The sequence below is a fragment of the Bradyrhizobium sp. 17 genome, from assembly GCF_023073515.1.
Lineage (GTDB): Bacteria > Pseudomonadota > Alphaproteobacteria > Rhizobiales > Xanthobacteraceae > Bradyrhizobium > Bradyrhizobium canariense_D.
Window position 1 is genome coordinate 1 of sequence record NZ_JADPJQ010000057.1, and the last position, 8,203, is coordinate 8,203.

General features: G+C 58.3%; 9 protein-coding genes. 6 read left to right on the plus strand and 3 right to left on the minus strand.

Going from position 1 to position 8,203, the window contains the following annotated elements; all coding sequences use genetic code 11:
* The coding region (locus IVB13_RS09405; protein ID WP_247488567.1) for a transposase at positions 1-406 on the minus strand (406 nt) is incomplete at its 3' end.
* Between the two features lie 1,029 nt (positions 407-1,435).
* Here IVB13_RS09405 and IVB13_RS39960 point away from each other — a divergent pair.
* Together IVB13_RS39960 and IVB13_RS09415 are read left to right on the plus strand one after the other, a co-directional pair.
* Positions 1,436-1,918: a phasin family protein gene (locus IVB13_RS39960; RefSeq protein WP_247488568.1), complete on the plus strand. Its 483-nt coding sequence runs from the start codon at positions 1,436-1,438 to the stop codon at positions 1,916-1,918.
* A gap of 118 nt (positions 1,919-2,036) precedes the next feature.
* Positions 2,037-2,240, plus strand: coding sequence for a hypothetical protein (locus tag IVB13_RS09415; protein WP_083926557.1), 204 nt, complete (start codon positions 2,037-2,039; stop codon positions 2,238-2,240).
* Here IVB13_RS09415 and IVB13_RS09420 read toward each other — a convergent pair.
* Positions 2,198-2,989, minus strand: a complete 792-nt coding sequence (locus IVB13_RS09420; RefSeq protein WP_247488570.1) for a Crp/Fnr family transcriptional regulator — start codon at positions 2,987-2,989, stop codon at positions 2,198-2,200. The genes IVB13_RS09415 and IVB13_RS09420 overlap by 43 nt on opposite strands.
* Before the next feature lie 927 nt (positions 2,990-3,916).
* Here IVB13_RS09420 and IVB13_RS09425 point away from each other — a divergent pair.
* The 3 genes from IVB13_RS09425 (at position 3,917) to IVB13_RS09435 (ending at position 6,569) form a co-directional block, all read left to right on the plus strand.
* Positions 3,917-4,216, plus strand: coding sequence for a hypothetical protein (locus tag IVB13_RS09425; RefSeq protein ID WP_247488572.1), 300 nt, complete (start codon positions 3,917-3,919; stop codon positions 4,214-4,216).
* Positions 4,217-4,917: 701 nt separating this feature from the next.
* Positions 4,918-5,094, plus strand: coding sequence for a hypothetical protein (locus IVB13_RS09430; RefSeq protein WP_247488574.1), 177 nt, complete (start codon positions 4,918-4,920; stop codon positions 5,092-5,094).
* A 530-nt stretch (positions 5,095-5,624) separates the two neighbouring features.
* Positions 5,625-6,569, plus strand: coding sequence for a glycosyltransferase family 2 protein (locus tag IVB13_RS09435; protein ID WP_247488576.1), 945 nt, complete (start codon positions 5,625-5,627; stop codon positions 6,567-6,569).
* 486 nt (positions 6,570-7,055) lie between these two features.
* Here the strand turns inward: IVB13_RS09435 and IVB13_RS09440 are convergent, their stop codons facing one another.
* Positions 7,056-7,463, minus strand: coding sequence for a hypothetical protein (locus tag IVB13_RS09440; protein WP_247488577.1), 408 nt, complete (start codon positions 7,461-7,463; stop codon positions 7,056-7,058).
* A 117-nt stretch (positions 7,464-7,580) separates the two neighbouring features.
* Here IVB13_RS09440 and IVB13_RS09445 point away from each other — a divergent pair, with 117 nt between their 5' ends.
* Positions 7,581-7,799 carry a hypothetical protein gene (locus IVB13_RS09445; RefSeq protein ID WP_247488579.1) on the plus strand — a complete coding sequence of 73 codons (219 nt, stop codon included), beginning with the start codon at positions 7,581-7,583 and terminating at the stop codon, positions 7,797-7,799.
* The last annotated feature ends 404 nt before the right edge of the window (positions 7,800-8,203 follow it).

The window sequence follows — 8,203 nt, forward strand, 5'->3', positions numbered from 1 at the left end:
GGCGCAACGCAACAAACACATCACTCAGCACGGCAAGTCCAGGCGTCCCTCGCACCTCAACTCGTGCCCCCTGGAGCTCAACCGTCACAACGGCTGCTTCCGGCGATCCGGAGGGAGCTGCAGCCGCCGATGGCGACGATTCCGACACCAACGGCACAAACGACAGTGCACCCGCCGCAGCTGGCAGCACCAATTGACCCAAACGCGCCCGGCGCCGCCAGTCATGCACCTGCTGGGGCCGGCAGCCATGGCGACGTGCGACATCTGTTACAACCGCGCCCGGCTCAAGGCTTTCCGCGACAATCTGCGCCTTCAAATCATCTGGCCACTGTTTCCGGCCGCCGCCGGCGTACACTTCTATGCGCGGTGACAACGGTCGTCTTATGTCGTCCGAATGGTCGTCCATTGTGAGCACCCTTGCAGAAGATGACACTTCTAACGGCGCTCACAGGTCTACGCACAAACAATCTGGTGGGCCTCGCAGCCCCGCTTACGTCCGTCCTCTGCGGCCTCGGGGTCCTCTGGCGGCGGGTCACCTGGAGGTAGTGGCGGACCTGGGGGGCGCCGTGGTGGCTCATCTGCTGCTGGAAAGCCATCCGGCGGGGGCGGCAGATCGGGCGGAGCGACCGGTGGCAAAGGACCTTTCGCGACAGGAGGGAACTCCGGAAATCCGGCCGCATATGGAGGGGTCGATTGTGCAGATGAAGAAGACGACGAGCGGAGGCACAAGCCCGAGTGCGAGCGAGCCGCCACTCGACTTTCGAACGCAACCCGCTCCGAGCCTTAACAACGGTTCGATCCGCTGTTGTTGCAAGCTGAGCAGCCAGACCCAATGGAGCGTGCCGCGCGCCGGGGCACATGAGTACTTTTTTAACGCGCCGCCGCGTCATCGGCAACGCAGCATGCCGAATTAGTCGCGTTTTCCTTTGATTGCATATTTTTTTTGCCCACGTCAAAGCTGGCGGAATTCTCGCGGACATATTGCTAGGAGACCTCACATGAAAATCTGCGCTCGAGTGGACAACCCTGCCGCTGTTCTTCGCCAGCGTCTCGAAGCCCTTGCCTCTCAACTCGCAGAACTTGAGAGTCTCAGGGGCCGGGTGGATCGAGAAGAGAACCATCAGCGCGAGCTGCGCCAGTCCGGCTATCTCAGACGACGAGCAAGCTCAGAGTGCAACCGAGCGGTCGCTGCAACGTCGCAGATCTAAAGCTCCGCCTGGTCGCAGCCCATCAAATTATTTCAGCGAGAGTCCGAAAGCGAACGGATGTTTCGAATTTAATCGATCATATTTGGCTTCGGCAGGGGGTGAGCGGTTCATCCGCAGCAGCCTCCGGTCACGCCGGTAACAGGGGCGCTGGTTTTCTGGCGCAGTACGTGCCGGGAGCGGGGAGTCTTCAATCCATTAACTAGTTTCGCTTGAAAGGATGAAAGCTCGTGAATGATGCCAATGTGAAAGTCGAAACGCAGGCCGATCCGGTGAATGAGAACACGAATGGTGCAAAACCAAGGATCGATTTGCCGCTTTTGAATTTCCAGGAACTCCTCCGTGGATTCGCCGAGCAGGGCGCCGCACAGACCAAGAAAAATATCGCGAGCATGAAAGCGACTTCCGAGGAGATCAGCGACATTCTCCGTGAAGCCTGCTCTATGAACGCCAGAGGGGCCGTCGATTACGGCGCCAAGGTCATCGAGATTTCCAAAGACAATACCAGGGCCACCCTGGAGTTTTTATCCCGGCTCGCTGAGACCAGGTCGCTGCTGGATATCGTGCATCTTTCGACCGCCCGAAGCCGCGAGGCTTTCGAAGTCGTCTCCGCACAGAATCGGGAGCTTTGGGAGCTCGCGCAGAAAGTTGCGATCGAGACGATCGAGCCCATCAAGACCAGCTTCAATAGGGTATTTCACAAGACCGTCTGAACCGAGGCTACCGGCCGCGCGGTTCGACTGGACAGGCATCTCCGCAACGGGGGGCGCTCGGTCCAGTCGATGGCGGGCCAACGTGCTCAGGGTCCGCAACAGATTGCAGGAAATCAAGATGGGTGTGGTGATGATCAAATGCCCGGAAACGGGCGACGCCATTTCGACGGGTATCGAAACCGATCGCGAAAGGTTTCGCTGCAGCGCGGTATTCTTCTCGCGCACCTATTGTCGGGTTTGCGCGGCTACACACGAGTGGTTCGCGCGAGAGGCCTGGGTCTACGAGCCTGCCCTGGATAGTCGGTTGCCGGGCGGCTGGTAGGCGTCTCGTGCCGGCGCGGCGTGAATAAGTCCTGCTCCGCCACGCGAGATTATCCGATCGATCCTGCGGCTCATCACCTTGTAGCACTCGCATGCCACGGCTTCGAGCCGCGGCCGGTCAATCTCGAGCTGACCGCGGCGGTTGGATTTCAACGCTCTTGACACGCGCAACGCCCTCACAACATGCGTGACCGTGGTGCGTCGGACGCCCAATAGCTCCGACATAGTCTCCTGGGTCAAAGGGAGGAGATTGCTGCCATTCGCCCGGTCGTGAATTTGAAGCAGCCAGCAGGCCATCCGAGCTTCGACGGAGTGCAGTGCATTGCAGGCCGCGACGTGCTGAAATTGCGTCAGCAGCGATCTCGTGAAGATCTGCACCATGGATGCGATCGCGGGGCTGCGACCCAGCGCCGGCAGAAATTGCGCCGCCGGGATCTGCAGCACGGCCCCTGGGACGCGGACCACCGCCGTCAGGGGGGAGCGGGATGCGCCAAGCGCCGACGTCAGACCGATGGCACCCTCATGGCCGACCAGCCCCGTGGCGACGGTCTGCCCGTTCGGCAAGTCCACAATAAACGCAATCGCGCCACTGCAGGGGAAGAGAAGGTGATTGATCCGGTCGCCCGATCGGACCAGCACTGCGTCGCGCTCGAGCACGACTTTCCGCAGATGAGGTGCAAGCAAGCCAAAATCCGCCGGCGGCAATGCTGCTAACAATCGATTCTCAACTCTGGTCGCGTGATCCATCATAGGATAGGTCCCTGACGGATGGCCGGTGCTGGGACGAGGCCGCTGGTGCCCAACTGGCCGCACAACTCAACAGGGGTCCAACCAGTCACCGGAGATATGGTTCCCTTTGTGGAGTCGTGCGTGTGCGACGGCACCGCCACGCACGATCCCGCTAGATCCTGCGATTGGCTCCAACTGGAGACCGGCAGGCTCGCGGGCATTGCAGTTGATGTCGGCCAAGCCTATCGCTCGTCCGGAAAGAGTGTCATCGGAGCGGACGCTCTATGCCTGTGCGACGGATGCCAATTTTTGGCTGAATATGCTCAGGCGGCGACCGCCTAATCATTGAACGTTCTTAACTCGTGGCTGACTCTTAATCAGCGGATCCTAGGTTCGAGCCCTGGTGCGCCCACCATCCTAGCGATTGGCCCCGCGTGTGGAGGGCGCGCAACAAGCCTTCCCGGGAGCGGGTCCTCTCCCTGCTCGTCGTGGGTGCCAGCGTGTTGGGCGGAAGCACCGTGTTGCTGATACAGGCGCTACCACCATTGCTTCACGGATTTCTATAGAGGCGCAAACCGGTTTTGACCGCAGCCGGGGGCAACCGCCATTCTGGCAACGGGAAATTCCGTAGTGATCTCAATGGCCAAAAACGCCGAAAATGGCAGAACGGCCTTTGAAGACACTACAGTATTTCGAGACTTCTCACCTGGAACATTGCCGGAAAAGGCCGCGACGGCGTGACCGATCTGGCGACGATCGTTGCCGTCGCCCGACAGACGCTCGATGCGGACGTGTTCTGCTTCCAGGAGGTGAGCGCGCCAGCATTGGCATGCTACAATTCAAGGGGCGATCGAGGGTCCTCTGCTTGCATTGATTGAGAGCGATGCCGAGCCAGTACCACTATTTTCTTGTGCCGATTTGATCAACTGCAGGTAGGGAGTGCGCAGAATGATTAAGGCGATTTTATTTGCTTCCTTTGCTCTGGCTTTGGTCGGAGGCGGTGTACAGGCTCAGCAGGGCGCGCCTCGCCACCCGCAAAAATTGGAAAAAAGCCAGCAGCTCGCTAGCGAACGTGGTTTTTCGAGGCGGGCGGAAGAGGAAAGGGACAAGGTCGCGCAAGCGGGAGTTCGTGATCGCCTGCATGCATGGGAAGCAAAACTGACCAGGCGCTTTGTCGAGCGGCCATTTTCGGACGACCCACCGGTCCACGCTGGCGGCCATACGGCGAAGGCCGCAGCGGGAGGTTAAATCGCTGCGGCCCCGCGTGGTCAAATGAAGCCGGGTTAAAAGGACCAAGTGAAATATGCAGCCAGCCCCTCCGAGGCCGAGGTACAGATGCTGATCAAAATGATCAACGGAGGTTCGACGGCGGCCGAGCTTGGGAGGTATATCGCGTCCGTCAAACGTGTGGCCGCGGACATGGGCCTTTTGCTCGAAGCGCGAGGAGCGCTTCACAAAGACGCAGACGTATCAGCTGCTTCTAGAATCGCACTATGCTTGACTTAGCCAAACCTTAGGGGGAAAGCAGCGAATGGTTAGGCTCGGCGCGTCTCACCGGACACGGACGCGTCGGGCCCCGAGTCCGTAATCGCGCATACGTAGGCTGGCGGCGCCTTGCCCTTGGCAAAATACGCGTTGGCTAACGAGCGCTCGAGATTGAGGCCGCTTGCCGCTGCTAATCCGGCCTGACCTCCGCCCCTCGGTAGCCGCACCCGGCGCACACACACAGCGCGGCGCTAACGGCGGTAACGGCCTGCCGAGAATTCCTAGATCGGCGGCAGCGCATTGCAAGGCGGCGGCATCGCATCCGGCTTGAGCAGAGCTTACGGCGATGCGCTGACCATCTCCGGCGACGCTCAGGGCGGCGACGACAGTCTGACCGGAGGCAATGTTCCAAGCCCGGTTCCTGCCGGAACATACGATACCATGCTTGAGGCGATGCGCAGACCATGTCTGACAACGCGCGTGGAGGGAACGATCAGTTGATCAGCGGCACCGGAAAAGATGACATGTGGGGCGACGCTCAGGTGATGCTTGGGCGCGCGAAAGGAGGCAACGACACCTTCGTGTTCAACGTCAATAACGGGCACGACAAAGTCGCGGATCTTGGCCAGGGTCTTTGTTAGGAACCGACTACATCGATGTCGCTGCGCTTGGTATTGAGGACTTCAGCGAACTTACGATCTCGGCATTTGACCCGACAGCACACGAAAGCACGATCACGTTCAGCGCAGGCAACGAGGTGCTCGTACACAGCGAGGAAGCACTCAGGCCTCAGGATTTCATATTCGCGCCGCATGGCCTCTTGCTGACCTAGAAGGCAAGTGGCCAAGTCCTCTGGGCTGACGTGCGCCGGCTTTTGTTCGTTGCGCGTGGAGCAAATACACCGGTTCATCAACTAACCAGGTTGCTATGTAGTCGCGTAAGGCGCCTTCCGCGGGAATCTTGGGGCTGGCCAGCGCGTTAAGCCGCTCCTCGGCAACCGCTGCGCGTTCTGTTCCTTTGGTACCGTTCCGTGTCCGCCAGTTCAGGAGAATGGAAATGCTTGCTGTAGACCGGCTGCCTGTTGCAGCAGCCGGCCAGGAACCCTTTTAATTGGATTTGATTTTCTCAGACAGGCGGGCTCAGCCCTCTTTGTGACGGTCTGTTTGCGAAAATGAGTTCGGTAGACGTGGTTGTTCCCTGCTTCCGGTATGGGCGCTTCCTGCGAGAGTGCGTCGAGAGCGTTTTGACGCAATCCGGCCCCGAACTGCGCGTGCTTATTATCGATGATGCGTCGCCGGATACTACAGCGGAAGTTGCGGAAGGGTTAGTCTGCTCCGATCCCCGCGTCAGTTATTGCAGGCACACCTCGAATCAAGGGCTGATTGCTACCGCCAATGAAGGCATCGCCTGGGCGAGAGCCGACCACATGCTTCTGCTGTCTGCGGACGATTACCTGTTGCCCGGTGCCCTTTCGAGATCAGTCGAGCTGATGGACGATCATCCGTCCGTCGCTTTCACCTTCGGCGGCGCGGTTGTTCTTGATCAACGGGGGGAGCGTTCGCGGCGTCGAACAGGCGTGGGATCGAGAACCCGTGTTTTGTCCGGACTTGATTTCATTGCACTTAGCGGCGCAAAAAACATTGTGCTGTCACCAACCGTCGTGGTTCGCACATGCCTGCAGAAACGCGGTGGGTATTTGGCTGATTTACCCTACGCCTCTGATATGGAAATGTGGTTACGGCTGGCCGCCCACGGCGATGTCGGGGTCATTGCCGCTGACCAAGCCGTGTATCGAGCGCACTCGGCCAATATGTCAAGTGAGCCTTCGCGGGAGCAAGACCTGCTCCAACGCAAGGCAGCGATAGAACATTTCCTGGATAGTAGCGCCGCGAGGTTCACCAACGCTGCTGATCTTCGTATCCGGATGAACCACATGTTGGCACTTGAAGCGATCGGCTGCGCAAGCGCTGCCTTCAATGAAGGCGCGATGGAGAGCTCAGCACGCCTGTCTAAACTTGCCCTGAGTATTGATCCGAGCGTTCGAAGATCGCGTCGTTGGTGGTTTCTCGCCTGCAAGAAGGTCGCGAGAATGGCAGCTGGTGCGGCCTGCAGTTGAATGGTTTAGATCTATCGTGCGGAAGGACCACCGCTGAACACCGCCAAAACGATTGGGCTTCTATACGACCTTGTTAGTTTCGTTCGCGCCTGGCCATACCTCAGCGGATTTACGGCGCTGCCGTCGATAGCTCGTTGTTGGGCCAGTGTGGATGCGACGCCTGTTTATGAATAGGAAATCGACCTCGATCAGCGTGGGAAAGGAGTAGTGCGTCGGAAGGACTGCATTTATGGCAAAGCCTCGTTCTTCGTAAAATGTTACGGCTTCTCTCAGGCTCGGTTGGTCTTGGTACAACGGAGCGATTGCCACTTCGGATTGGAGGCCATAGAATTCTGAGAGCATCTCGCCGGCTCCCGCGGCAACGGAGAGGTCATGCCCTTGAGTATCCATTTTCAGGAAGGCACCGCTTGAACCCAAGCGTTTTCTGATATTTGCGAAAGTAATCATCGAGCGTGTCTGTGTCGATGCCGATTCTTTCTGACGCGGCTATATCCCGCTCAAACACGCCACCCGACAGCGGCGTATGCAGAGGCGATAGTGAATGGGGCGATACCACATTAAATTCGACATGCCGTCGCGTTGAATCCAATGCAACGCTCTCAACATACCAACTCGCGTCGTAGACAGCTTTTGCGCGCAGCGCCTTTGCGAGTCGCGGGATAGGTTCAAACGAACAATCTGGCCGTCGTAACCGATAGATCTCAGCAACTCGGCATATTGCCCCTCGTTTGCGCCCACGTCGAAAACGCAATCGACGTCGAGATAGACGAGCAGTTCGCGGAGCGCATGCTTCTCATGCAGCAGGGGGAAACGATGCGCATGCGCGATTCCAATCGACATCTTGTTAAAGGCGATATCCTGCAGGAGCCGCTTAAAGGTCAGCATGACTGCCACTCAGGGGTTTTCCAGCTATTGACGTTCCTGTAGGCATTAACTATAATTAAATGCAAATTAAAGCGCAGTAAATCCGCAAAACAAGATTTGACCCGTTTAAAAATGTGGAGCAGGACAATGAAGATCGCCTCGGGAGTTTTGTCTGCATTAGCTCTGGCCTTCACTCTAATAATTTCTGCGCCGCCCGCCCTAGCCTGCAACGGCAATGGAAATTGCGAAAACGCGCCCGGCCAAGTGAAGGGAGCCCCCGGTCCGATTGCTGGCGCCGGCCTTCCGATTCTCGCCATTGGCTACGGCGTCTACTGGTTGGTTAAACGCCGTCGTAAGGTTGGCTGACATTGGTAGCTCGCCTTCCCGGGGCAGCCTGTCTTACCTGATATTTCGGTGGGTACTTCAAGCGGTCGCAACGGGCTGCACGCCAATCCCGAAGAGAGCGATTGCTAGCCTGTCGTATTGAGCACGCCGCGCACGCGAGGCGTTGCAGCTAGTTAATCGCAATCTCCGCTGATACTAGCCGGACGAAATCGTTGTGTCCGCTTTCATCTACGCCAGAGTTCAAGGGATTTTGGTTCTCAAGCAAGACTCGATGGTGGTCTGGCAAATACTCGGCGGCTGAAAACAAGGCGAGGCGCTGGCTTGTGGTCGCATATTCAAACGAGTGGATTGCACGTGACCTGCCCCCGAGCTTTCATCCAGCGGCAATTAGAGTCTCGGCTTGTTTTACGCCACGAGGCGCGGGT

What these genes read in the sequence shown, in the direction of transcription:
- IVB13_RS09415 (WP_083926557.1), top strand. Translation starts at nt 2,037, where the DNA reads ATGGGTGTGGTGATGATCAAATGCCCGGAAACGGGCGACGCCATTTCG.
- IVB13_RS09420 (WP_247488570.1), bottom strand. Translation starts at nt 2,989, where the DNA reads ATGATGGATCACGCGACCAGAGTTGAGAATCGATTGTTAGCAGCATTG.
- IVB13_RS09425 (WP_247488572.1), top strand. Translation starts at nt 3,917, where the DNA reads ATGATTAAGGCGATTTTATTTGCTTCCTTTGCTCTGGCTTTGGTCGGA.
- IVB13_RS09430 (WP_247488574.1), top strand. Translation starts at nt 4,918, where the DNA reads ATGTCTGACAACGCGCGTGGAGGGAACGATCAGTTGATCAGCGGCACC.
- IVB13_RS09435 (WP_247488576.1), top strand. Translation starts at nt 5,625, where the DNA reads ATGAGTTCGGTAGACGTGGTTGTTCCCTGCTTCCGGTATGGGCGCTTC.
- IVB13_RS09445 (WP_247488579.1), top strand. Translation starts at nt 7,581, where the DNA reads ATGAAGATCGCCTCGGGAGTTTTGTCTGCATTAGCTCTGGCCTTCACT.